Annotated in this window: 19 protein-coding genes; 13 read left to right on the top strand and 6 right to left on the bottom strand. The window is 61.2% G+C overall.

Annotation, left to right across the window (positions count from 1 at the left end; translation table 11 throughout):
• Nucleotides 1-13: 13 nt before the first annotated feature.
• Both leuD and leuC read right to left on the bottom strand, forming a co-directional pair.
• Nucleotides 14-655: a 3-isopropylmalate dehydratase small subunit gene (gene leuD, locus PQR32_RS07165; RefSeq protein ID WP_408223640.1), complete on the bottom strand. Its 642-nt coding sequence runs from the start codon at nt 653-655 to the stop codon at nt 14-16.
• Nucleotides 648-2,063: a 3-isopropylmalate dehydratase large subunit gene (gene leuC, locus PQR32_RS07160; protein ID WP_408223637.1), complete on the bottom strand. Its 1,416-nt coding sequence runs from the start codon at nt 2,061-2,063 to the stop codon at nt 648-650. The genes leuD and leuC overlap by 8 nt, the downstream gene beginning before the upstream one ends.
• A 128-nt stretch (nt 2,064-2,191) precedes the next feature.
• Between leuC and PQR32_RS07155 the strand changes: the two genes are divergently transcribed.
• Nucleotides 2,192-3,094 (top strand): LysR family transcriptional regulator, encoded by a 903-nt coding sequence (locus PQR32_RS07155; protein ID WP_408223634.1) that lies wholly within the window; start codon nt 2,192-2,194, stop codon nt 3,092-3,094.
• A 100-nt stretch (nt 3,095-3,194) separates the two neighbouring features.
• On the opposite strand, the gene PQR32_RS07150 is transcribed toward PQR32_RS07155, so the two are convergent.
• Complete coding sequence (locus tag PQR32_RS07150; protein ID WP_408223632.1) at nt 3,195-4,202, bottom strand: asparaginase; 1,008 nt, start codon at nt 4,200-4,202, stop codon at nt 3,195-3,197.
• A 503-nt stretch (nt 4,203-4,705) separates the two neighbouring features.
• Here PQR32_RS07150 and PQR32_RS07145 point away from each other — a divergent pair.
• The 6 genes from PQR32_RS07145 (at nt 4,706) to PQR32_RS07120 (ending at nt 12,715) form a co-directional block, all read left to right on the top strand.
• Nucleotides 4,706-6,286, top strand: a complete 1,581-nt coding sequence (locus PQR32_RS07145) for an ABC transporter substrate-binding protein (RefSeq protein WP_408223629.1) — start codon at nt 4,706-4,708, stop codon at nt 6,284-6,286.
• A 94-nt stretch (nt 6,287-6,380) separates the two neighbouring features.
• On the top strand, nt 6,381-7,322 hold the full coding sequence (locus PQR32_RS07140) for an ABC transporter permease (protein WP_408223626.1): 942 nt from the start codon (nt 6,381-6,383) through the stop codon (nt 7,320-7,322).
• A gap of 18 nt (nt 7,323-7,340) precedes the next feature.
• A complete protein-coding gene (locus PQR32_RS07135) occupies nt 7,341-8,303 on the top strand; it encodes an ABC transporter permease (protein ID WP_408223623.1) in 963 nt (320 codons plus the stop codon).
• Nucleotides 8,304-8,328: 25 nt separating this feature from the next.
• Nucleotides 8,329-9,966 (top strand): dipeptide ABC transporter ATP-binding protein, encoded by a 1,638-nt coding sequence (locus PQR32_RS07130; RefSeq protein WP_408223620.1) that lies wholly within the window; start codon nt 8,329-8,331, stop codon nt 9,964-9,966.
• Nucleotides 9,967-10,055: 89 nt separating this feature from the next.
• Nucleotides 10,056-11,588 (top strand): M81 family metallopeptidase, encoded by a 1,533-nt coding sequence (locus PQR32_RS07125; RefSeq protein ID WP_408223617.1) that lies wholly within the window; start codon nt 10,056-10,058, stop codon nt 11,586-11,588.
• 113 nt (nt 11,589-11,701) lie between these two features.
• Nucleotides 11,702-12,715, top strand: coding sequence for an alpha/beta fold hydrolase (locus PQR32_RS07120; RefSeq protein WP_408223614.1), 1,014 nt, complete (start codon nt 11,702-11,704; stop codon nt 12,713-12,715).
• 144 nt (nt 12,716-12,859) lie between these two features.
• Here PQR32_RS07120 and PQR32_RS07115 read toward each other — a convergent pair whose 3' ends face one another.
• On the bottom strand, nt 12,860-13,144 hold the full coding sequence (locus tag PQR32_RS07115) for a hypothetical protein (protein WP_408223611.1): 285 nt from the start codon (nt 13,142-13,144) through the stop codon (nt 12,860-12,862).
• A 258-nt stretch (nt 13,145-13,402) separates the two neighbouring features.
• Between PQR32_RS07115 and oxlT the strand changes: the two genes are divergently transcribed.
• From oxlT to PQR32_RS07095, 4 genes are all read left to right on the top strand, one after another.
• Nucleotides 13,403-14,689 carry an oxalate/formate MFS antiporter gene (oxlT, locus tag PQR32_RS07110; protein WP_408223608.1) on the top strand — a complete coding sequence of 429 codons (1,287 nt, stop codon included), beginning with the start codon at nt 13,403-13,405 and terminating at the stop codon, nt 14,687-14,689.
• A gap of 124 nt (nt 14,690-14,813) precedes the next feature.
• Nucleotides 14,814-15,965 (top strand): M20 aminoacylase family protein, encoded by a 1,152-nt coding sequence (locus PQR32_RS07105; protein ID WP_408223605.1) that lies wholly within the window; start codon nt 14,814-14,816, stop codon nt 15,963-15,965.
• Between the two features lie 9 nt (nt 15,966-15,974).
• A complete protein-coding gene (locus PQR32_RS07100; RefSeq protein WP_408223602.1) occupies nt 15,975-17,036 on the top strand; it encodes a serine hydrolase domain-containing protein in 1,062 nt (353 codons plus the stop codon).
• Between the two features lie 204 nt (nt 17,037-17,240).
• The gene (locus PQR32_RS07095; RefSeq protein ID WP_408223599.1) at nt 17,241-17,726 is read left to right on the top strand and encodes a MarR family winged helix-turn-helix transcriptional regulator; all 486 of its coding nucleotides are present in this window, start codon (nt 17,241-17,243) and stop codon (nt 17,724-17,726) included.
• 205 nt (nt 17,727-17,931) lie between these two features.
• On the opposite strand, the gene PQR32_RS07090 is transcribed toward PQR32_RS07095, so the two are convergent.
• Entirely contained in the window at nt 17,932-18,711 is a 780-nt protein-coding gene (locus PQR32_RS07090; RefSeq protein WP_408223596.1) for an MFS transporter, read from the bottom strand.
• Between the two features lie 448 nt (nt 18,712-19,159).
• Between PQR32_RS07090 and PQR32_RS07085 the strand changes: the two genes are divergently transcribed.
• Both PQR32_RS07085 and PQR32_RS07080 read left to right on the top strand, forming a co-directional pair.
• Entirely contained in the window at nt 19,160-19,438 is a 279-nt protein-coding gene (locus tag PQR32_RS07085) for an HU family DNA-binding protein (protein WP_408223593.1), read from the top strand.
• Between the two features lie 16 nt (nt 19,439-19,454).
• Complete coding sequence (locus PQR32_RS07080) at nt 19,455-20,480, top strand: PDDEXK nuclease domain-containing protein (RefSeq protein ID WP_408223590.1); 1,026 nt, start codon at nt 19,455-19,457, stop codon at nt 20,478-20,480.
• 461 nt (nt 20,481-20,941) lie between these two features.
• Here the strand turns inward: PQR32_RS07080 and PQR32_RS07075 are convergent, their stop codons facing one another.
• On the bottom strand, nt 20,942-22,078 hold the full coding sequence (locus tag PQR32_RS07075; protein WP_408223588.1) for a sensor histidine kinase: 1,137 nt from the start codon (nt 22,076-22,078) through the stop codon (nt 20,942-20,944).
• Nucleotides 22,079-22,615: the final 537 nt, after the last annotated feature.

Raw genomic sequence — 22,615 nt, 5'->3', positions numbered from 1 at the left:
TGCTTGTGTCCAGTTACGACATGCTGCGTTGCTGGGCAGGAAGATCGATGCGTGCCCACGGATTGGCTGCCCAATGCCGCTGTTCAAATGCATCGATCTGGTCGGATTGCTGCAGTGTCATCTGGACCATGTCGAGACCGTCCATAAACATGCGTTTTTGCCTCGGCGGGATCGAGAACGAATGGCGCTCGCCCGAGGCAGTCACGACAACTTCGTTCTCGACGTCGATCGACAACTGTCTGGTGTCCGTATGAGCGAGTTCGGCAACAAGTGCATCGACTATCTCCGGCGCGAGCGTCACGAGCAGCAGGCGATTATTGCCGGCGTTGAAGTAGAAGATTTCGCCGTAGCTAGGAGCGATGACCGCTTCGATGCCGGCCTGTTGCAGTCCCCACACGGCGTGTTCGCGACTCGAGCCGCAGCCGAAATTCGATCCGGCGATCAGAATGCGTGCGTCGCGATATTCCGGGCGATTCAGCACGAACGTCTCGCGCGGCTGACCGCGGTCATCGTAGCGCAGGTCGTAAAGCAGTCCACGCGCGAGCCCCGACTTGTCAATGCCGAACAGGAACTGCTTCGGCATGATCTGGTCGGTATCAAGATTGTTGATCGGCAACGGCGCTGCGGTGCCCTGAATGAGACGGCGATCAGCCATGTACAAGCTCCTTGCGAATGTCGACGATATGACCCGCGATCGCAGCGGCAGCGGCCATTGCGGGACTCATCAGGTGGGTCTTGCTGCCACGGCCCTGGCGGCCTTCGAAGTTGCGATTGGTCGTCGATGCGCAGCGCTCGCCCGGCGCCAGGACGTCGTCGTTCATCGCGAGGCACATCGAACAGCCGGGCTGGCGCCACTCGAAGCCCGCGTCGATCAGGATCTGCGCAACGCCTTCGCGCTCCGCCTGGTCGCGGACCATGCCGGAACCAGGAACGACCATGGCGCGAACCGATGCCGCGACCTTGCGTCCCCGCACCATAGCCGCAGCCGCTCGAAGGTCTTCAATGCGCGCATTCGTGCACGAGCCAATGAACACACGATCGATTGGCGTGCCCTCGATGCTTGCGCCGGACGGCAGCGCGATGTAGTCGAGCGCCTTGCGCGCGGTTGCTGCGTCGATGCCGGTTGCCGTGTCGACTTCGGGAATGTGCCCGTCGACGGGAATCGCCTGGTCTGGACTCGTGCCCCACGTAACATACGGCGCGATTTGCGATGCATCGACGTGATGTTCGACCTCGAAGAGAGCATTGGGGTCCGAGCGCAGCGAGCGCCATGCGGCCGTCGCGCTATCGAGCGTCGCCGCATCCAGATCGCGCACGCGGGCCCGCACGTAGTCGATCGTCGTGTCGTCCGGTGCAATCAACGCGGCGCGCGCGCCGGCTTCGACCGTCATGTTGCACAAGGTCATTCGCGCCTCGGCAGAAAGCGAAGCGATTGTCGATCCCGCATATTCGAGCGCGAAGCCGCGGGCGCCCTGTGCGCCGATACGCGCAATGATGTGCAGTACCAGGTCCTTCGACGTGGTGCCAGGCGGCAGTTCTCCGTCGACGGTGATCCGCATGTCGTTCGCCACGCGATAGACGAGCGTTTGCGTCGCGAGTACGTGTTCGACTTCTGAGGTGCCGATCCCGAAACCGAGTGCGCCGAGCGCACCGTACGTCGTCGTGTGACTATCGCCACACAGTACGACCATGCCAGGCCGGATCAGTCCGATTTCCGGTGCGACGACGTGCTCGATCCCCTGCGCCGGATCGTTCACGTCGAACAGGTGGATGCCTTGCGTGGTGCAGTTGCGTGTGAAATTCGCGGCTTGCTTTGATGCGTCGACGATGTCGATCGTGCGGGCGGCAACCGGCACCGCACGCGTCGGGATGACGTGGTCGACAATCCCCATCTGCTGCCGTGGCCGGCGCACGAGGACGTCTTTCTCAGTGAGTCCGGCGAACGCCTGCGGACTCGTGTACTCGTTCATGATATGCAGGTCCGCATACAGCAGCACATGCTGGTCGTCGAGGCGGTCGACCGTATGTGATGCGACGAGCTTTTGATAGAAGGTGTGCGGCATGGACTCCTCTGGCCGGTTGAATCTGAAGCGTGGGGCCGGTCATGATCGACCGATAAGCAGGAGTCTAATTCGCCAATTCCGTTATAGAATTCAGTAGAATCTAAACTACTCTTAAATTAAATTTATCAATGGACGCGGTTTCGGATCTCGAGTTTTTCGTCAAACTCGTCAAACATGGCAGCCTGTCGGCGCTCGCGCGGGACGTTGGAGTCACGCCGCCCGCGGTGAGCGCTCGCCTTGCGCAGATCGAGCGGCGCCTCGGTGTGCGGCTGCTGAACCGGACCACCCGGCGGCTCAGCATGACGCACGAGGGCGAGCAATACCTGACGACGGGGTCGAAGCTGCTGTCTGCGTTACAGGAACTCGACCGGACCATTTCGAGCAGCAGAGCGACGCCAAAGGGGCTGCTGCGCGTGAATGCGACCTTCGGCTTTGGCCGCCGTCACATCGCCCCGGCCATCGCGGCGTTTCATCGCCAGTATCCCGACGTCGAGGTACAACTAGAGTTGACGGATCGCCCGTTGAATCTCGCCGAAGCGGCGTTCGACGTCGGCGTGCGGTTCGGCGAGATTCCCGATTCAAGGTTGATCGCACGCAAGGTCGCGACGAACCGCAGGATGGTGTGCGCGTCGCCGATCTACGTGCGAGCGAAAGGCGAACCGGATACGCCGCGCGATCTGCAGCGGCATCAATGCATCGTACTCAGGGAAAACGACACGGCCTACGGCACCTGGCATTTCAGCAAGGGGAAGCGCCACGAAACGGTCAAGGTGCACGGTGTGCTGAGCAGCAATGACGGCGAAGCGACGCTCGTCTGGGCACTTGACGGACAGGGAATCCTGATGCGCTCGGAGTGGGATGCGACCACCTATCTGCAGTCTGGCCGTCTCAAGCAGTTGCTGCCCGATTGGTCGTTGCCGCCAGCAGATATCTATGCTGTGTATCCAGAGCGGCTCAATCTGACGGCGAAGGTGACGGCGTTCGTCGAATTTCTCGAAGGCTTTCTCGGGAAGGGGCCGGGAGCGGGCTGAGGTGGCGAAAAAGCCGATGGCTTCTCGCTCACCTGCGATTTGAACCGCAACCCGGAACACGTCGGTCGAACCGGCTGGCAATGGGCATTGCGCCGCGCGTCTAGCCGGCATCGTCAACGCGCTTCCAGAATTCGAACGCAGCGGCGTATGCGTTGCGCGGCGCGCCCGTCGCGACCAGCAGCCAGAGAAGCAGGCGCGCCTTGCGCGGCCCGAGCCACCCTGAAAACAACGCGCCACGGCGGGCCAGGTCGATTTCTGAGCCAGAGAATCCATAGGTGCGCGCCGCCGTCGATCCCGATCCCGTGCGGCTGGAGATGACGATCGGCAGCCGCGGCGCCAGCGCTTCGATGCGCTGTGCTTCGTCATCCGAAACATGCCCGGCACCGTAGGCCGCGATGACGATCCCCTGATATCCCGCGTGGGCGACCGCGTCGAGCATCTCACCCGTCTCACCCAGACATGTCTCGACGAGCGCCACTCGAGCCGACAGGTCGGGCGTGGAAAAGCGCTGGGAATAACGCTTTGACGGTGGACGGAAATACTGGGGCATACCTTCGAGCACCATGCCAGCTGGTCCTACGACTGGCGACTCGAAGGTTTCGACGGACATCGAGTTCGCTTTACGCACCCAGCGCGCCTCATGGATCGTGTTGTTCATGACTACGGCTACACCGCGCCCGCGACTGGCGCCGTGCGCGGCGCAGGCCACCGCGGCAAGAATATTGGCGGGCCCATCCGCGCCTACGGCCAGCGGCGTGCGCATTGCGCCTGTGACCACCAGAGGTTGAGGATGCGTCCACAGAAGATCGAGCAGGAAGGCGGTTTCCTCGAGCGTGTCGGTTCCTTGGGTCAGGACGATCCCGGCGGCGCCGGCAGCCACCATGCGCTCTGCCCACGCCAGACTGTCCAGCACATGCGCAAAGTTCAGCGAAGGGCTGGGTAACTGCAAGAGCGTCTCGGCGTGAATCTGCGCGATATCAGCCAGACCGGGGACCGCGGCCACCAATTGTTGCGCGGAAAGACGTGGCAACGCGCCAGCGTCGGCATTGTCGGCGGTCATACATATCGTGCCGCCCAATGCCCCGACAGCGATGCTCGGATAGTTCATCGAAGTATTCCTTTCGAGTGTTTGGAAAATATCAGCTTGAACCGTAGCTCAAATGCGTGCAAAGACTCGCTACCGACGAGGAGCGCCGTTATCGCGCCCGGAATCGGTGCGGCACCGAACTTGCACTGCGTGATGCACCTTCCTCGCGCGCACTTGCACAAGTCCCGCGCATCGCGCTGTGCTCTTGCCGGCTGAGCAAGCGCCCGCTTGCCCACACGTACTGGAGTTACCGCATGATGGCACGCTTCGTGCCTATAAGCATGTAAATTTCAATTGTTGCAAGTTGCAATTAACGTGGCGCAGTGGAATCGGAGATCAGCCTGTCGCAGGCGCATATCCGAAATTGGAACATCTGAACTTCAGTCTGGATATCCGAAGGCGTGCCACTGTATCAACGAGCTTACTGAACACGTCGAAGAGAGTGGCGAGTGGACACGGCCGCTAATACGACGCAAGCACGGCCTGAATTCATTTTGTGTCATTTCTTCCTATTGGAGTGAAGCATGTTGAAGCGATTGTTTACTCGATGCGTAGCTGGGGCGCTGATTGCGAGCGCTGCGACGATGGTGTGTGCGCAGGATGCATCCAAGGTGTTACGAGTCGTGCCGCAAGCCGATCTGAAGATCCTCGATCCGATCTGGACCACGGCATTCATCACGCGCGATCACGGCTACATGATCTACGACACACTGTTCGGCGTGGATGCCAAGGGCGTAGTACAACCGGAGATGGTGGACACATATACGACCTCGCCGGACGGCAAGACCTGGACGTTCACGCTACGCAAGGGGCTCGCATTCAGCGACGGCAAGCCGGTCACCTCAACCGACGTTATCGCGTCGATCACGCGCTGGGGCAAGCGCGACGTGTTTGGTGAGAGAATGTTCGCGGCCCTGCAGTCGTTCGATGCGGTCGACGCCAAGTCTTTCCGCATGACCTTCAAGCAACCCTTCCCAATGGTCCTGGACGCGCTCGGCAAGCCGTCGGGCAGCGCCCCGTTCATCATGCCGAAGCGGGTCGCCGATACGCCGGCGGACCAGCAGATCTCTGACTACACCGGTTCGGGCCCCTACATCTTCAAACAGGACGAGTACCGCCCGGGCGCGAAGATCGTATACATCAAGAACCCGAATTATGTGCCGCGACCGGAGCCGGCTTCCGGGACCGCAGGCGGCAAGCATGTCTATGTCGACCGGGTCGAATGGATCGTGCTTAAGGACGCACAGACGCAGGCCAATGCGATTGCGAACGGCGAAGTGGACATGATCGAATGGATGCCCGCTGAACAATACGCCGCGTTCAAGAACAATCCCAAGCTGGAGCTGGTGAAGCCGACGCCGGCCGGGCTCTTCGACCTGCACCTGAATCATCTGGTGCCGCCGTTCAACAACCCGAAGATCGCCCAGGCGGCAATCATGGCGATCAACCAGGAAGCGTTGATGCGCGCGCAACTGGTAAACAAGGATCTGTACCGGACGTGTTCCTCGATTTACCCCTGCGATTCGCCGTTGGCGTCGAGCGAGACCGCCTACTTCACTGGCAAGCCCCAGTTCGCGGCGGCCCGCAATCTGTTGAAGGAGGCGGGCTACGACGGCAAGCCGGTGGTGTTGATGTATCCGTCGGACTACGCAGTACTGAACAAGTTTCCGCCAGTCATGGCGCAACTGTTGAAGCAGGCCGGGTTCAATGTCGACCTTCAGGCAATGGACTGGTCGACGCTCGTCACGCGCCGAACCAGCAAGGCGCCGGCCGACAAGGGTGGCTGGAACCTGTTCATTACCGGATGGGCGCCCGGCGACACCATGAATCCGTTGTTCTTCACGCCGCTGACGGGCAATGGCGACAAGGGCTGGTTCGGCTGGGCGACTGACGACAAGATCGAGCAGCTCAAGAGCGATTACCTTGTCGCCAGCGATCCTGCGCAGCGCAAGAAGATTGCTGCGGCGATCCAGCTGGAAACGTACCAGAGCGGGATTCTGGCACCGTTGGGCGACTTCGATTTCTATTCGGTGATCCGCAAGGGCGTGGTCAGCGGCGTCGTCCCGGCTCAGGTCAACGTGTTCTGGAACATTCGCAAGAGCTAACCGGTGTCGGTGGCTGGCCGTTCGCCGGCCGGCCGCCCTCTCGCATGGCAACGCAAACCTGTCCATCTGTCAACCGGCTTGGAGCGTAACCGACATGGCTTTCTTTCTTTTCCGACGCGTACTGTCGACGGCGCCAGTGCTGGTCATTGTCGCCCTTATCGTGTTCATGATTCTGCGCCTGACGCCGGGCGATCCGGCTGCGGCGCTCGTCGGTGACAACGGCACTAGCGCGGACATCGCGCGGATCCACGCGAGCCTCGGACTCGACCGGCCGCTGCCAGTGCAGTTCGTTAAATGGACTGGGCAATTGCTGCAGGGCAACCTCGGCGATTCGTACTACATGAAACAGCCGGTAACCCGATTGATTGCGCAACGCATCGCACCGACCGTGTCGTTGTCCGTCCTGACACTGGTGATGACGCTCCTGCTCGCGGTGCCGCTCGGCGTGATCGCGGCCTCGCGGCACGGAGGCTGGCTGGACCGGATGTTGATGGGAGTTTCCGTGATGGGATTCTCGGTGCCGTCGTTCGTGGTCGGCTATATCCTCATATGGGCGGTCGCCTTGCATGCGAAGCTGTTACCGGTGCAGGGATACGCACCACTGAGCGCGGGTATCGGTCCGTGGCTCACGCACCTGATCCTGCCCGCCATTACGCTGTCCATCGTCTACCTTGCGCTGATTGCCCGCGTTACGCGCGCTGCGGTTGCCGAGGCGTTGACCGAAGACTACATCCGCACCGCCCGCGCCAAGGGTATCTCCGAAGCACGCGTGCTGATTCGCCATGCGCTGGCCAATGCCGCGGTACCGATCGTCACGGTGATCGGCATCGGCATCGGCTTGCTGATCGGCGGCGTGGTGGTCACCGAAACCGTCTACGCGATCCCCGGGCTCGGGCAACTAACGGTCGATGCTGTACTGGCGCGCGACTTCCCGCTGGTGCAAGGCATCACGCTGTTCTTTTCCTTTGTTTACGTGCTTATCAACCTGCTGGTCGACATGAGCTATCTGCTGCTCGACCCGCGTATCCGCTATTGAGTGAAAGGACGACTGGACATGAGCGACGATCACGATCCGATGACCCTTGCCGCGCCGGGCGCCATGCTTGCCAACCTGGAGGTGGCGCCGGCCATTCGCTCCCGCACACCGTTGTGGCGCCGCGTGCTGCGGAACTGGTCGGTGCGCCTGGGATGCGGGGCACTGGTGCTTCTGCTCTTCGTAGCCGTCGCCGCACCGTGGCTTGGCACGATCGATCCGACCGCGATGGATCCCGCGAGCGCCAACCTTGCGCCGGGCGTGAGGGCCGAATTCAGTGATCTGTCAGGCGCGACGTTCCAGCACTTCTTCCTGATGGGCACTGACAGTCTCGGCCGGGATACCTGGAGCCGGGTGGTATATGGGGCGCGCGTGTCGCTGTCGGTCGGCATCTCGGTGGCACTGCTGGCGCTCACCTTCGGCGCACTGGTCGGCGTGGCGGCGGGATATTTTCGCCGCCTCGACGACGTCATCATGCGCGCCATGGACAGCTTGATGGCGATTCCCAGCATCCTGTTCGCGATTACGCTGATGGCGCTCTGGCGGCCGACGCTGGTCACGGTGATTGTCGCGATCACGATTCCCGAAATTCCGCGCGTCGCGCGGTTGGTGCGCTCGATCGTGCTGACCATTCGCGAGGAACCCTACATCGAGGCCGCCATTTCGTTGGCCACGCCGACCGTCAAGATTCTGTGGCGTCATATTTTGCCGAATGCAATCGCACCGCTGATCGTGCAGGGCACCTACGTGTGCGCGTCGGCGATCCTGGTGGAAGCGATCCTGTCGTTTCTCGGCGTTGGCCTGCCGCCGGATATTCCGACGTGGGGCAACGTCATGGCCGACGGGCGCATGCAGTTCAACCAATATCCTCAGACCGTGCTGTTCCCAGGTGTTTTCCTGGCGCTGACGGTGCTGGCGGTCAACATCCTGGGCGACGGATTGCGTGACACGCTCGATCCGAAATTCAACAAACGGGGGAGCTGACGCGATGCGCGATTTCGACTTCAAAATGGCAGCACCCTCCGCGGCCGAGCCGGCCACGAGCGTCCTCGCCGTGAATAACCTCACCATTTCTCTGCCGGCTGGTGCCGACCGGCCCCATGCAATCCGGCATGTCTCGCTCGACGTGCGGCAGGGGGAGATTGTCTGCCTGCTGGGCGAGTCCGGCTCGGGCAAATCGGTGATCGCACAGGCAGTGATGGGTTTGCTGCCGCCAACGCTCAAGGCGGTAGACGGCAGCATCGAGCTGCTCGGCGAGGACGTGCTGACAGCTAGTCCGGCCCGCATACGCCAATTGCGCGGTGAAAAAATGGCGATGGTTTTCCAGGAACCGATGACGGCCCTCAATCCGATCATGACGTGCGGCGCGCAGGTCGACGAGATGCTGGCACAGCATAGTCGTGCCGGCGTCGGCGAGAGGCGTCGGCGCATACTCGAGATCTTCGCCCACGTCAGGCTGCCGGAACCGGAGCGTATCTACGCGTCTTATCCGCATCAGTTGTCGGGCGGACAGCGTCAGCGCATCGTGATCGCCATGGCGCTGATCCTGAAGCCGTCGCTGCTGATCTGCGACGAGCCCACCACCGCGCTCGACGTCACGACCCAGGCCGAGATCCTCAAGCTGATTCGTGAATTGCAGACTGAGAGTGGAACTGCCGTGCTGTTCATCACGCATGATTTCGGTGTTGTAGCCGAGATCGCTGATCGTGTCGTGGTATTGCGGTTGGGCGACATGGTCGAGCAGGGCGCCAAGTTGCAAGTATTGCAGCAGCCGCGCGAGCCCTATACCCGCATGTTGCTGGCAGCCGTCCCCGCGCTGGTGCCGCGCATGCGTCCGCCGGTGGAGAAGGCCTATCCACTGCTCGACGCGCGTGGGATTGGGAAGACGTATGTGACGGGTTCCTGGCCGGGCCGCAAGCGCAAGGTGCGGGCGGCCACTGATGTCTCGCTGACGGTGCATCCGGGCGAAACGGTCGGAATTGTGGGCGAATCCGGTTCGGGAAAATCGACTGTTGCGCGTTGCATTGCGCGGCTCATCGAGCCGACCGCCGGCGATATTTTCGCCGACGGTCGATCGGTGGCCAAAGCGCGCGGCCGCGCGTTATATCCGTTCCGGCGCGGCGTACAGGTCGTGTTCCAGGATCCCTACCGGTCGCTGGATCCGCGCCAGACAGTGGGGGCTTCAATCGTCGAAGGGCCGTTGAATTTCGGCGTGCCATACGCTCAGGCGTGGCAACGTGCAGAAGAACTGATGACGCTGGTACGGCTCAGGCCCGATGCGCTGAACCGCTACCCTAGCGAATTCTCTGGCGGCCAGCGGCAACGGATCTCGATCGCGCGGGCGCTGGCCTGCGAGCCACAAGTATTGATCGCCGACGAGGCGGTGTCCGCACTCGACGTCTCGGTCCAGGCGCAAATCCTCGAGCTACTGGACGACATTCAGCAGCGGCTGCGGATCGGCATTCTGTTCATTACACACGATCTGCGAGTGGCCAGCCAGATCTGCGATCGGGTCATCGTGATGCGGCGCGGCGAGATTGTCGAGGAAGGCGCGATCGAGGAGGTGTTCCTCGCGCCGCGCCACGAGTATACGCAGGCTTTGCTGGCGGCGGCGCCAGGACGTGGCTTTGCGTTCGGCGCGGCTTGATGCGTGCCCCTCTCATCACAGTGATTTCCCGAGGTTCCGGTCAGTCATGGCGTTGACCCGATACCGGCGATATTTTCAAAGAGACAGCAATGCACACACCTAAGCGAATCGTCTTCTGTGGCTTCCAGCACGAGACGAATACTTTCGCACCGACTCAAGCGGACCTGCTCGCGTTCGAGCGCGGAGGCGGCTGGCCGGGGCTGGTGCGCGGCGACGCGGTATTCGAAGCGATTGCGGGCAGAAATATTCCCGCCGCCGGTTTTGTCGATGCAGCACGAAGCGCGGGCCATACGCTGCTGCCAACCCTGTGGTGCGCGGCTAGCCCGTCAGCGCACGTCACCGAGGCAGCCTACGAACATATCGCCGGTGAGATCCTGGCCGGCATCGAGGCAGCGCTGCCGGTCGACGCGGTCTACCTGGACCTGCACGGCGCGATGGTCACGACTCATTTCGACGACGGCGAGGGCGAACTGTTGCGGCGCGTGCGTGCGCTCGTTGGTGAGGCTGTGCCGGTGGTGGGCAGTCTCGATCTGCACGGAAACGTGACGGCGCAGATGCTCGACAGGGCAGACGCACTGGTCGCATACCGTACCTATCCGCACGTCGACATGGCGCGCACCGGGAAGCGCGCATTTGCGCTTCTGGAAAAGCGCTGGTCAAGCGGTTCGCGTGCCGCGCTCGCATTCCGCCGGCTGCCGTTCCTCGTGCCGATCTGCTGGCAGTGCACCGACATGCAGCCGGCCGCGCGTCTTTATGCGTTGCTGGAGGAGATCGAAGCGGCGGATAGTGCCGACCTGTCGTTCGCGACCGGTTTCCCGGCGGCCGATTTTCCCGAATGCTCGCCGGTGATCTGGGCTTATGCGAACGATCCCGCCGTTGCCGAAGCGGCGGTCGACGAGTTGACGCGGGCGGCGAACGACGCTGAAGCCGAATTCGCCGGTACGCTGTATTCACCCGACGATGCAGTCCGTTACGCGATCGAACAGAGCCGCGCCGGCAGGCGTCCGATCATCGTCGCAGACGGACAGGACAATCCGGGTGCCGGCGCGAATTCGGACACCACCGGGGTACTGCGGGCGCTGATCAGGCAGGACGCGCAGCAGGCTGCGATCGGCCTGATCGTCGATCCGGCGGCCGCCGAAGCGATTCACGAGCGGCGTGTCGGCGAGACGATCCGGCTGTCACTGGGTGGTCATTCCGGCATCCCCGGCGACGCGCCTTACGAAGACGAGTTCCTGATCGAAGCGATCTCGGAAGGCAAGATTGACGCGACCGGCCCGTACTATGCCGGCTTTCACCTGGATGTCGGGCCGGCCGCCTGCCTGAGGCGCGGCGGCGTGCGAATCGTCGTGGCCTCGTTCAAGGTGCAGATGGCCGACCAGGCGCTGTTTCGCCTCGTCGGCATCGAGCCCGCCACGCAGGCGATCCTGGTCGTCAAGAGCGCGGTACATTTCCGCGCCGACTTCGCACCGATCGCGGCTGAGATTATCGTCTGCGCAGCGCCTGGTTCAATGCCCATGCGGCTTGAGCAACTGCCGTGGAGCAAGCTTCCTGCGGGAATGCGGCTTGGCGCCAAGGGGCAGCCTTTCGAGCCGGGGCGGACGGCCTCGGAGGGTGGCTGACTTGCGCATCGACAGGACCTGTTGCAGCTTCAGGCCGCCGCAGCGCATCGACACCTTCTATCTGACTTTTCTATTACCCACTCGTCACATTTCACCAATCGAGATCCCTACACATGGAAGACTATTTTGTATTCAACGCCGGAAACGTGGTGTTGCAATCCGGTATCACCTTCAGAGATGCCAAGCTCGCCTATCAAACCTACGGAAAGTTGAACGCAGAAAAATCGAATGTCATTCTATACATGACGTCATTTTCCGCGCATCACTATGACATCGAGTGGATGGTCGGTCCGGGCAAGGCGCTAGACACCGACAAGTACTTCGTCGTTATTCCGAACCTGTTCGGCAATGGACTGTCGTCCTCGCCCAGCAACGCAACCGAGCCCTTTAGCGGAAGCCGTTGGCCGAATTTTACGATCGCCGATAACGTCGCGATTCAACACCAACTCCTGACGCAAGAACTCGGCATCGACGTATTGCAATTAGCGTGCGGGTGGTCGATGGGCGGCTTACAGGCGTATCAATGGGCGGCAATGTATCCGGAGATGGTCAGGCGGCTGGTCGTGCTCTGCGGCGCGGCAAAGACGTCGCCGCACAATCAGGTGTTCATCGAGGGCGTGCGCGCGACCCTGACGACTGATCCGGGTTTTCAAAACGGAACGTTCGTTGAGCGTCCCGAGCGCGGTCTGCGGGCCATGGGTCGCAACTACGCTGCCATGGCGATGTCGCAGACGTTTTATCGTGACGAGGTGTGGCGCCAGGCCGGCTTTTCCTCGCTCGAAGATTATCTCGTGATGTCTTGGGAAGCGAATTTCCTGAAGCGCGACGGCAACAACCTGCTGGCTCACTTATGGACATGGCAGCATGCGAACATCGCGGCCAATTCCAAATACAACGGTGATTTTCACGCAGCGCTGAAGGCGATTACGGCAAAGGCTTTGATCATGCCTAGCGAAACCGATCTGTATTTTCAGGTGGAAGACAACCGTCTCGAGGTCGCGCAAATGCGCAACGCCAGGCTCGTTCCCATTTCGTCGATATGGGGCCATCGCGCCGGGCTGCCGACAGCCAATCTGGACGATGCCGCGTTTATTTCCGCTGCGATAACCCGGCATCTTGAGGACTAACGTACCAGACATGCCGCGGCGGCGTGTCGTGTTTCTCTTTTAGTCCCTTATCGGCACCGCAAGCCGAGCCATTTCCCAAGCGTGGCGTGCTGCCTGACGCAACAGCCTACGCGGCTGTCACACCGATGACGCAACAAAGGCAGCTCACACGAACCAGCGGCGTTCTCCATCATCGGCGAGCGTCGAGAACGACATATTGCGCACCGCGACGAAACCGAGTCGGGTGTTTCGGCAGATTGCATCGTCACATCTAAATCGCTCCTTGAGATCGTCGCATCCGTACGGGTGCGACGCATGCCAATGTTTCGCCCGAAATCGGTGCAACGGTGATATCGCGTCGCGCAGTGCACCTTTCTCGCGCGCACCGCGCATGGTTTCTGCGCATGGCCGCGGTTGCATCGCGGTATGAAAAACGCCCGATTTGTCCATGAACACGGGGTTTGCACGGACGTGGCACGCTTCGTGCAAATCGATTTAACATGCAAACGACAATTATTGGAAATTGCAACTATATCGACGCGATGCGAATGCACTGGCAGATCGTCGATAGGTGCAGTTTTCAGGGCTGGGTCATCTGAACTTACGTTTCGATGTACTGAGCGCGTTGTCCAGGAGCGTGGCGTCGAGTCTTCAGGAAAGCGCGCTGCCTGAGTCATTTCGTGTCACTTATTCGTACGGAGTTGAAGCATGAGTACCCAGAATTTCGGCGCCCGCACCCGCGCCCCACTTGTCCTTTCACTACACAGCCGCTGGTGGCAATTATTGTGCGGCCTCGTATGCGCGATGGTCGCGTCCAATCCCCAATACATCTGGACGTTGCTGACGCGCCCGCTGACAGCGCAACTCGGCGTGTCGCTGCCGGGTCTGCAGGTCACCTTCTCCATCCTCATTGTCTGCCAGACTTTCCTATCGCCGCTCGAGGGCTATTTGATCGAGCGCTTTGGGCCGCGCTGGTTGCTGGCCGCGGGTGGCGCAATCACGGGGCTTAGCTGGGTACTGACGAGCCGCGCGGAATCTCTGCTGTCCGTTTATCTCTGCTATGGCGTTCTCGGGGGGATCGGCGTAGGTATTGTCGTGGTCGGCACGATCGGGCTGATGGCACGCTGGTTCCCGGACCGTCGGGGTTTTGCGATAGGCGTGGTGATGGCGGGCTTCGGCATGGGCGCGATGCTCACGACATTTCCGATCACCAATAGCATCGCCAGGTACGGCTATCAGCATACGCTGGTCGTCTATGGCGTGATCCTCGGTGTGATCGGAATACTTGCCGCGCTCGGCATGAGACTGCCGCCTCCCGGCTACATGGCGGACTGGCGGCCGCAGAGAGCCGCGGCCGCCATACCCGACACGCGGCCCGGCAACATGCTGCGCACGCCGTTGTTCTGGCTGATGTTTGTGATGATGTCGATGATGGCAACCTCCGGCCTGATGGTGACTTCACAAATGGCAGTCTTCACGCGAGATTTCGGCATGGCGGGAGTCACCGTGTTCGGCCTCGCGGCGTTGCCGCTTGCGTTGACGATTGATCGCGTGGCGAACGGCGTGACGCGGCCCATGTTCGGATGGATCTCCGACCTGATCGGGCGCGAGCACACGATGCTGATCGCATTCGGGATGGAAGCGATAGCGATGACCTTGTGGCTCACGTCGCGGCACGACCCGTTGTTGTTCGTGCTGCTGTCGGGCGTCGTCTTTCTCGGCTGGGGCGAGATTTTTTCGCTGTTCCCTTCGACACTCACGGACACGTTTGGCAGCAAGCATGCGATCGTCAACTACGCGTGCCTGTCTTATGCGCAAGGTATCGGTTCGATCCTGGGCGGACCGGTGGCGGCGCTACTCCACGAGCATACGGGCGGTTGGGACGCGGTGTTCGGCACGGCAATCGCATTGGACAGTTGTACCGCTGTGCTCGCGATCGCCGCACTCAGGCCGATGCGCCGCGCGTGGTTTGCCCGCGCGTCCAGGCGCTCGTAATGCAATGGGCCACGTCCAGCCTGTCAGCAATCTCGCCCACTTGAATCTGCGCGGTTGCCGCACCGCCTCGTCGATTCTCTGTTTTTTCGTCTCCTTAATTTTCCACTGAAAGGGATTAATTCCAATGGATAGCGACCTGATCGACCTGATGATGAAGTGGCGGCACGCCCTGCACTCCTGTCCGGAAACTGCGTTCGAGGAGGTCGCAACCGCGGACCTCGTCGCCGGCGTATTGCGACAGTATGGCTTCGAGGTACATGGCGGCATTGGGCGAACCGGTGTAGTGGGCACCATGACCCGAAGCGCGGGACCCGCCATCGGCTTGCGCGCCGACATGGACGCGCTGCCGATCGCTGAAGCCAATAGCTTCGCGCATCGATCGCAACATGAAGGCAAGATGCATGCGTGTGGCCATGACGGCCATACTGCAATGCTGCTCGGCGCCGCTGTCGCGTTGAGCCGCGACTCCAGTTGGCGCGGTACGGTGCATGTGATTTTTCAGCCAGCAGAAGAAGGGCCAGCGGGCGGCGGCAGGATGATGGTCGAAGACGGACTCTTCGAGCGATTTGCGTGCGACGCCGTGTTTGGTTTGCACAACTGGCCGGGCATCCCGCGCGGACAGTTTGCGATCAACGATGGTCCGATGATGGCATCGTTCGACACGTTCGAGATTGTTGTCGACGGCAAGGGTTCGCATGCCGCGATGCCGGAGGAGGGAAGCGACGTGCTGGTTTGTGCCAGCCAGATTGTCACCGCATTGCAGACGATCATAAGCCGGCGAATTTCCCCGAAGGAATCAGGCGTCGTTAGCGTCACGCAAATTCATGGTGGCGAAGCGTGGAACGTATTGCCTGACCGTGCGGTCATTCGCGGCACCGTCCGCTGTTTTTCGAGCGATGTGCAGGAACGGATCCGCGCGTCGATCGGCGAAGTCTCCTCGGGTATTGCGCGCGCACTGGGCGCAAACGCGACGCTTGACTATCGCTACGCGTATCCGGCCACCATCAACAGTGCCGTTCAAGCCGACCTTGCAGCTGCGGCCGCCGCGGTGACCGTCGGCACTACCAGCGTGCGGCGAGGTTGTGTGCCTTCGATGGCCTCGGAAGATTTTGCGTTCATGCTGCACGCGAAGCCCGGCGCGTATATCTGGATGGGCGTTGACGAGGCGACTCCGGCAGCACCGCTCCACAATCCGCATTACGATTTCAACGATGGCGCGCTTGCGATCGGTGCGAATTATTGGGTGAACCTCGTCAAGCTGTTTTGTGCACGGTAAAGGGCCCTCATGCAACCTGCCAATCTCCAGCATGCTGTGCAATTCGCGATCGATCATGAAACGCCGTGGGACCGCGAGGTCGATGGCGTATGGGGCGTACATCCGGACGACCCGCCACCCTGGAACCGGTTGCTCGGACCGGTGCATGGGCGTGGTCCGGTGTCCGGCGTCATCACGCGGGCTGGCCAGCCGCTAACTTCGTGGGGCGAACCTGATCGTGCCGACCTGACCTTTAGCATCGCCAAGACTTATCTTGCGCTGCTGGCCGGCGTTGCGCACGATCGAGGCCTGATGCCCGATGTCGACGAGCCGGTGCATGTGCGCGTGCCTGGTATCGGCTTTGATGACGAGCACAACGCGAGCGTGAGCTGGGCGCATCTGCTGCAGCAGACGAGCGAATGGCAAGGCGTGTGTTTCGGCTTGCCCGACGAGGCCGACCACTACCGATACGTGAAATTCGGCAAGGAGCCCGATGGGAAGAAGGGGGAGCGGCGGTCGTTACACGCTCCCGGTGCCTACTGGGAATACAACGACGTGCGCATCAACCAGTTTTCGCTGGCGCTGCTGCACCTGTTCGGCCGCCCGTTGCCAGAGGTGTTTCGCGAAGCGATCATGCGGCCACTCGACGCGAGTGAGAACTGGCAATGGGTCGGTTACGACAATGCCTGGGTGGAGGTGGGCGGGCAGCGCGTGCAGTCGGTTCCGGGCGGCACGCATTGGGGTGGCGGCCTGTCGATCAGTGCTCAGGACCAGATCAAGGTGGCCCACCTGTTGCTGGGTCAGGGCAGCGTCAACGGCCGGCAGATAGTCTCCACCGAGTGGCTGCAGCGCATGTTGACACCGTGTGCGATCGCACCGTTCTATGGCTACCTGGTCTGGCTCAACCACGAGCGCAGCGTCTTTCCGAGCGCGCCGGCGTCCAGCTACTTCGCAATCGGCGCGGGCGGTTCGTTCACCTGGATCGAACCCGAACGCGAACTGGCGGTGGTGGTGCGCTGGCTCAACCCGGCACATGCCGACGAATTTTTCGGTTTGGTGCTCAAGGCGATTGACGAGGGGGCGAGGGGTTAATCAGCGTCCATTCGCTTGCCGCACGGCCATCGTGCGTGCTTGCCCCATTCGTGTGCATTGCGGTACGCTCGTGCCGTCTGGCAAGCGCCCGGCTTGTCAGCACGTATGGGTTTTTCGCACGGTGGTATGTTTCGTGCACGAAACGCGTAAACTTTAAAAGTTGCAGTGTGCAACTGAATCAGAGTAGCTGAATGGGAGAACAGCATGTCGAAGGCGCCGTATCCAAGACTGGAACATTTAAACTTCCGCCTCGATGTACTGAGCGAGTTGGCCAAGGGTGTGGCGTCCGGCCTTTACGAAGCCGAATGTGACGTAACCCTGCGCGACCTGCGCGTGCTGCGTTTCGTCGATATGCAGCCTGGCATCTCGCTCGGTCCGCTGATTGAGCTGACGTACCTTGAAAAGACGCTGGTTTCGAAGCTGGTCACTACGCTAGCTAATCGCGGCTTGCTGACGCGCTCTACCGGCACGACGGATGCACGCGTCATCAACCTGAACTTGACCAGGAAAGGCAAGGCAATTGTCCGCAAGTGCGATCGGATCGGCGAGATCTTCGACGAGCAGCTCATGTCTGTTTTGTCAGCGGAGGAAAAGCGAGTGCTTTTTGACTGCATCAACAAGCTGACGGAACACGTGGAGGAGGGCGGTGAATGGACGGTCCCGCCGGCAAGACGCAGACGCACGGCCTGAATCGAGACACCTGGGCGAGAATAGGCTGCCCCAGCGCGGGCAGACGATCGGCGGCATGTGGCGGACGCCGGTTGCCACGCCCGCGCGTTCTTTCGGGGAAGGATTAGGCCAAGCGCCAAAGGCGAGACCGAACTTGCTGAATCTCTCTTTAGCTTTCACGGTTATGCCCATGGGGACAAGCGAATTCACTCGGTTCAATTCCGCACTATCGCAATGCGGTCCGCGTATGGCCACTTACCTCCCGGCCCGCCTCCGGGTCCATGCCGATAAAGCAGAGGACCGAGATCAGCACCAGCACAGCCACTAGCAGGAAGGCGACCCGGAAATCAGCCAGTGAGAACTGGGCGTGATTTCCATGATCCAGGACCGCTGCGTGCAGCGCTATCGCACCAAATGCGATGCCCAGACCGATTGTCATCTGCTGGACCATACTGAAGAATGTGCTCGCTGAGCTCATTCGTGCCGGCGGAACGTCCGCGAACGCGAGCGTGTTGATGCTTGTGAACTGCATCGACCGGCACAAGGCGCCTGCCAGCAGCACCAGCATGATCAGCGCGCGAGGCATGTCCGGCGAGAGCAGGCTACACAAAGCGATTGTGACCGCCGTAAGCACCCCGTTGACGATCATCACCTTGCGAAAGCCAAAGCGTTTGAGGATCGGCGTGGTGGCAGTCTTCATGCCCAGATTGCCGGCCGCGTACGCGAGCACCGGCAAACCCGCAGCGAATGCATTCAACCCGAAGCCCAGTTGGAACAGCAGCGGTAACAGGAAGGGTGAGACACTGACCCATACGACATATAACGAGCCGCCGTGGAGGGTCAAACGGAACGTCGGAATTCGCCAGGGCGAAAGATCGATCAGGGGATGTTCGGCGCGGCCGAAATGCCGTATGGCCAGGACTGCAGCGACCAAGCCGCAGATCAGCGCGGCGGTCGTGATGCGCCAGTCGCTATGCAGTTGCCCGATCAGGACCATGCCGTACATCAGGCACGTCAGCGCGATACCCGCTCAGCACGAACCCCGGCACATCGAAGGGACGGCGGGTGGCTTCGCGGTAGTTCGGATGAATAAGGCGGTTAGCGCCAGACCCGGCAAAACGATCGGCACGTTTAGCAGAAAGATCCAGCGCCAGTTGAAATAGGTCGAGATAAACCCACCCAATACCGGTGCAGCGAGGCCGGGCCACGTGATATAGGCTATCGAACGCATCAGGTGACGTTTCTCGGTGCTGCGCAGCACGGCGCGGTGTGCCACCTTGCGATTCGCCGCCGTATTTATTCGAACGACAACGACAACGCCACGCCCAGCGACGCGGCCGGCGTTGGGTGAGCTGTCTGGAGATGCCAAGCCGGTAGGACTGGCGCATATTGCGCAAAGCCCCATCGGTCGGGTAGGGTGGCATCATCTTCACAACCAGAACAGAGGATAAACGATGAACAAGCAGGAACTGGTGGATGCCGTTGCCGCGAAGACCGGCGTAAGCAAGGCAGTGGCGGCCGAAACGCTGGGTGCGCTGATCGGCGCCATCACGGCGGCCGTCACGAAAGGCGACGCCGTGCAGCTGATCGGCTTCGGCTCGTTTTCAACAGGTGCCCGTGCCGCGCGCGTGGGTCGCAATCCGGCCACCGGCGCCGAGATTCAGATCCCTGCCGCGAAGACTGTGAAGTTCACAGCGGGCAAGGCGTTCAAGGATGCGGTGAACGCCGGATGACTGGGAGATGAGTGGCATGACGAACACAGAGCCTGCGGGCGCGGACTACGCTGCCTGGCTGAATGACCTGAAGGCGCGGGTGGCGAGCGCACGGCAACGTGCGGCGCTGGCTGTCAGTCGGGAACTGGTGCTGCTTTACTGGCAGATTGGCCGGGATATCGCGCAGCGACAGCAAGTTCAGGGGTGGGGCGCAAAGGTGATCGATCGCCTTGCGCGCGATTTGCGCTCGGCATTTCCCGACATGCGCGGCTTTTCCCCGCGCAACCTCAAGTACATGCGTGCGTTCGCGCAGGCGTGGCCGGATGGGGAATTTGTGCAGCAGGCTGCTGCACAATTGCCGTGGTTCCACCTGTGTACGCTGCTCGACAAACTGACCACTCGCGAGGAGCGTGAGTGGTATGCAGCGAAGGCGGTCGAGCACGGCTGGTCGCGCAACGTGCTCGTCATGCAGATCGAAACCCGAGTACGCGAACGCCAGGGCAACGCGGTGACAAATTTCCCCGAACGCCTGCCGTCGCCGCAATCCGATCTTGCGCGGGACAGCCTGAAGGACCCGTATATCTTCGACTTCCTCGGCCTCGGCGAGCATGCGCAGGAACGGGATCTGGAACACGCTTTGACCCGACACATCACTAGATTCCTGCTTGAGCTCGGTGCCGGGTTTGCGTTCGTCGGCCGGCAATACCGGCTCGAAGTTGGTGGCGACGAGTTCTTTGTCGATCTTCTGTTCTACCATCTGAAGCTGCGCTGCTACGTGGTCGTCGAACTGAAGGCCACGCCGTTCAGGCCGGAATACGCGGGGCAGCTGAACTTCTACCTGTCGGCGATCGATGCGCAACTGAAGACGCCCACCGATCAACCGACCATCGGGCTTCTCCTGTGCAAGGAACAGAACAGGCTGGTCGCCGAATACGCGCTTCGTGGCATCGCCAAGCCGATGGGTGTGGCCGAATACCAGCTTTTGCGCGAGATACCCCAACCGCTGGCCACTGAGTTGCCGTCGATCGCCGAGATCGAGGCCGAGTTGCGTGATGAGGAGTAACGCCGCTACTGCGTGCCGTTTCGCAATGTCCCTGCCGAAAGGGGCAAGCAGGATCTGAAGCCTGGTGCCATCGTTGTAGCTTGGATGCGCAGCCAGTGCGCTGCGACTTACTTCCGAAACGCGGCTTCTATCGCTTCATCGCACGAGCCAGGCGCGCCAGAGCGCGAAGTCCTGGCGGGGCAACCTGTGCCGCATGCGGGCGGGAGCATCTGAAAGCGCTTGACTAGCAAGGGATTCCGCGAAACGTATCAGCGGAGGGCAGGCATGGGTGCGATGCTGCGTGCGTCACCGGCCCGAACTAGCGCGTTCAGCGTGTCCTCTAATCCGGCTAGTGTGGTTGCCGAGCAGCGCGATAGGTACGCGGGCCAGAAGCGGCATCAAGCGTGTCCAATGGCACGGCTCGGTTCAGCGGCGTGCCGCAACCCCCGTGTAGCGCGTAGACGACCCGACAGCGGTAACGCTCAGCTTGCAGAGACTGCATATCGAGGCAAGGCAATCGTGAAGACACAACCCGTGCCGGGCACATCCCGGACGCTGAGAACACCGTTATCTGCCTCGACGCTGCGCCTGGTGATTGAGAGACCTAGCCCCAGTCCGGTCCTATCCGTGCCGTTCTGAGTGAACGGCAGGAACATTCTTTCCGCGTTACCGGACGGAAGACCACCGCAATGATCCTTCACATCGATCAGAATGCGATCCGATAACGCGTACGCGTCCAGCGTCACTTCGGTGTGGTTGTGCGTGAATTTAAAAGCGTTTTGCAGCAGATTTCCGACCGCTGAATAAAGCTGGTCGCGATCCCCGCAAATGGCCAGCCGCGGATCCACAGTGGAAACCGTCAGTACGCATCCGCGAATCTGGGCCGCAAGGTCAGCGGCATATTTCACTTCAGCGATGAAGTCGGCAACAGAAAACATCCTCGATTGCAAGGAAATTCCTGCGGCCGTACGAACCTCGTCCAGAGAGTGAGCTATCAGATCACGCAATCCGTCCAAACTCCGTTCCAGAACCGACCCTGTGGCTCCAGACAGACTTAGACTTCCGGTCTTTGCCGCGGTAAACGCGAGCGTCGCAGTCTGAAGAAAGTTACGCAGTTCGTGTGCGAAAAATCCCAGCCGCTCATGCATTTCAACGGCCTGCTTGTCCGCCACCGCAAAATCGCGCTGGTAGCTGAACTCGGTGACCGCATCGGCAATGGCATTGTCCAGACAGCGGTTAAGGGTTCGAAACTCGTCTATCAGAAACGGCGCATCGCGCTCGTACGCGAGGTCTGTAATGGCCTGGCACAGGTCCCCATAGTCGTGGACGACCTGGTCAACCGAGAACCCGAGCTTCAACAACTCCCGCCCATGCTGCGCCGCTGACTCGCCGATTTCGGATAAAGACGCCCCGCCGCCCGAAGGACCTGAAATCCTGCGGCTGTCCAGTGGTTCCGACGTCTGTTCCATTCGAAGCGTCCTGATGAGCTGATCGAGGAACAGCGGCACACCATTCTGAAGTTGCTGCGCGGTTGCCTCGCGTGCGGGCCGCTGTGCCACCTTCGCCCGACACCGTTCTATCAGTTCATTGCGGTTGTTTGCCAGAAAAACGTGCATCATGACGCGCCCCCTGGATGTTGGTTTCGTCTTTCTATGAGTGGCGCCAGCGGCACGCCCACACTACCCACGGCGACGTGGCATTTGCTCACTGGCAGGTCGGCCAACTATGTCGAAGCACCATGGCGTGGCGCCCACACTCGGAAAACGGTAGGCCGGCTTCCCGAGACCGCGATAGACCCTTGCCACGATAAGTGCCCGTGGCGCCAGTCATGTGAGACCGCGGTCCCTTTCGAGTAGTAACTACCGCCGCACACCATGTTACGCGCTCTGCGCGTTCGGGTATTTCCTTTCGGCGAATGCGGGGCAGCAGTCCGCCGTACGCGTAAGGAATCCCACTGAGCCCGCCATGCCGCAACCGGTCAGCGCCGCGGCGGCAGGGCTATGTGTACGTTCACCGGACTGAGCCAGGCGAGCCCCATGCCATAGTGGCCGGTCGGCGCTGGTCGCGAAGATCGCATATAGATCCAGGAACCCGCTACCAATGCCAGAAGCGGGGATCGCCTCAACGCAATTTCGCGATTGCATCACGCGCATCAG

The sequence above is a fragment of the Paraburkholderia dipogonis genome (assembly GCF_046027395.1).
Taxonomy (GTDB): Bacteria; Pseudomonadota; Gammaproteobacteria; order Burkholderiales; family Burkholderiaceae; genus Paraburkholderia; species Paraburkholderia dipogonis_A.
The sequence above is the reverse complement of the archived record's forward strand: the minus strand, read 5'-3'. Positions and strand labels throughout refer to the sequence as shown.

Coding starts and splice junctions, on each gene's coding strand:
- leuD (WP_408223640.1), bottom strand. CDS start 655: ATGGCTGATCGCCGTCTCATTCAGGGCACCGCAGCGCCGTTGCCGATC.
- leuC (WP_408223637.1), bottom strand. CDS start 2,063: ATGCCGCACACCTTCTATCAAAAGCTCGTCGCATCACATACGGTCGAC.
- PQR32_RS07155 (WP_408223634.1), top strand. CDS start 2,192: ATGGACGCGGTTTCGGATCTCGAGTTTTTCGTCAAACTCGTCAAACAT.
- PQR32_RS07150 (WP_408223632.1), bottom strand. CDS start 4,202: ATGAACTATCCGAGCATCGCTGTCGGGGCATTGGGCGGCACGATATGT.
- PQR32_RS07145 (WP_408223629.1), top strand. CDS start 4,706: ATGTTGAAGCGATTGTTTACTCGATGCGTAGCTGGGGCGCTGATTGCG.
- PQR32_RS07140 (WP_408223626.1), top strand. CDS start 6,381: ATGGCTTTCTTTCTTTTCCGACGCGTACTGTCGACGGCGCCAGTGCTG.
- PQR32_RS07135 (WP_408223623.1), top strand. CDS start 7,341: ATGAGCGACGATCACGATCCGATGACCCTTGCCGCGCCGGGCGCCATG.
- PQR32_RS07130 (WP_408223620.1), top strand. CDS start 8,329: ATGGCAGCACCCTCCGCGGCCGAGCCGGCCACGAGCGTCCTCGCCGTG.
- PQR32_RS07125 (WP_408223617.1), top strand. CDS start 10,056: ATGCACACACCTAAGCGAATCGTCTTCTGTGGCTTCCAGCACGAGACG.
- PQR32_RS07120 (WP_408223614.1), top strand. CDS start 11,702: ATGGAAGACTATTTTGTATTCAACGCCGGAAACGTGGTGTTGCAATCC.
- PQR32_RS07115 (WP_408223611.1), bottom strand. CDS start 13,144: ATGGACAAATCGGGCGTTTTTCATACCGCGATGCAACCGCGGCCATGC.
- oxlT (WP_408223608.1), top strand. CDS start 13,403: ATGAGTACCCAGAATTTCGGCGCCCGCACCCGCGCCCCACTTGTCCTT.
- PQR32_RS07105 (WP_408223605.1), top strand. CDS start 14,814: ATGGATAGCGACCTGATCGACCTGATGATGAAGTGGCGGCACGCCCTG.
- PQR32_RS07100 (WP_408223602.1), top strand. CDS start 15,975: ATGCAACCTGCCAATCTCCAGCATGCTGTGCAATTCGCGATCGATCAT.
- PQR32_RS07095 (WP_408223599.1), top strand. CDS start 17,241: ATGTCGAAGGCGCCGTATCCAAGACTGGAACATTTAAACTTCCGCCTC.
- PQR32_RS07090 (WP_408223596.1), bottom strand. CDS start 18,711: ATGTACGGCATGGTCCTGATCGGGCAACTGCATAGCGACTGGCGCATC.
- PQR32_RS07085 (WP_408223593.1), top strand. CDS start 19,160: ATGAACAAGCAGGAACTGGTGGATGCCGTTGCCGCGAAGACCGGCGTA.
- PQR32_RS07080 (WP_408223590.1), top strand. CDS start 19,455: ATGACGAACACAGAGCCTGCGGGCGCGGACTACGCTGCCTGGCTGAAT.
- PQR32_RS07075 (WP_408223588.1), bottom strand. CDS start 22,078: ATGATGCACGTTTTTCTGGCAAACAACCGCAATGAACTGATAGAACGG.